The organism is Cognaticolwellia aestuarii, from assembly GCF_002000025.1.
GTDB lineage: Bacteria > Pseudomonadota > Gammaproteobacteria > Enterobacterales > Alteromonadaceae > Cognaticolwellia > Cognaticolwellia aestuarii.
Map to the genome: position 1 here is coordinate 1 of NZ_MUZV01000026.1, position 1,418 is coordinate 1,418.

Sequence of the window (1,418 nt, forward strand, 5' to 3'; positions counted from 1 at the left end):
GCGGTTGAGCCAATAGTATAAGTCACACCACCAATACTGAATTCGGTGATCGACAATGGGCCATCAGTGCTACTTGCATTATCTAAGACATTGCCGGTAACCGGAGTATCTTCTGCCGTTGTTAATATTTCATTATCATCAAATAAATCAGACACTGGCGTGACTGAAATAGTTAACGTCGAATTGGTCACATCACCAACACCGTCTATCACGGTATAGGTCACGACTGGCACTGGGCCATTGTAATTTGCATTCGGCACGAAACTGTAACTGCCATCAGCATTTAAGGTTAACTCACCTTCTGCTAATACTGCGGTTGAGCCAATAGTATAAGTCACACCACCAATACTGAATTCGGTGATCGACAATGGACCATCAGTGCTGGTGGCATTATCTAAGACATTGCCAGTAACAGCTGTATCTTCTGCCGTTGTCACTATTTCATTATCATCAAGTAAATCTGACACTGGCGTCACTGAAATAGTTAACGTCGAATCCGTCACATCACCGACACCATCTAGCACCGTATAGGTGACGACCGGGACTGGGCCATTGTAATTTGCATTCGGTACAAAGCTGTAACTGCCATCGGCGTTAAGGGTTAACTCACCTTCTGCTAGTACCGCGGTTGAGCCAATAGTATAAGTCACACCACCAATACTGAATTCGGTGATCGACAATGGATCATCAGTGCTGGTGGCATTATCTAAGACATTGCCAGTAACAACTGTATCTTCTGCCGTTGTCACTATTTCATTATCATCAAGTAAATCTGACACTGGCGTCACTGAAATAGTTAAGGTTGAATCTGTTGCATCACCGACACCGTCCACCACGGTATACGTGACGACAGGTACGGGGCCGTTGTAATTTGCATTTGGCACGAAACTGTAACTACCATCAGCATTTAAGGTTAACTCACCTTCTGCTAATACCGCGGTTGAGCCAATAGTATAAGTCACACCACCAATACTGAATTCGGTGATCGACAATGGGCCATCAGTGCTACTCGCATTATCTAAGACATTGCCGGTAACAGCTGTATCTTCTGCCGTTGTCACTATTTCATTATCATCAAGTAAATCTGACACTGGCGTCACTGAAATAGTTAAGGTTGAATCTGTTGCATCACCGACACCATCTAGCACCGTATAGGTGACGACCGGTACGGGGCCATTGTAATTTGCATTCGGAACAAAGCTGTAACTGCCATCGGCGTTGAGGGTTAACTCACCTTCTGCTAGTACCGCGGTTGAGCCAATAGTATAAGTCACACCTGCAACAGTAAAACTGGTTACTGAGAGCGGACCATCAGTGCTGGTGGCATTATCTAAGACATTGCCGGTAACAGCTGTATCTTCTGCCGTTGTCACTATTTCATTATCATCAAGTAAATCTGACACTGGCGTCACTGAAAT

The 1,418-nt window shown here is 44.8% G+C and carries 1 protein-coding gene; it reads right to left on the reverse strand.

Annotated elements, in window-relative coordinates; all coding sequences use genetic code 11:
- Positions 1-1,403, reverse strand: a 1,403-nt coding sequence (locus B0169_RS19020) for a tandem-95 repeat protein (protein ID WP_158077136.1), incomplete at its 3' end; no start/stop codon positions are given.
- Between the last annotated feature and the right edge of the window lie 15 nt (positions 1,404-1,418).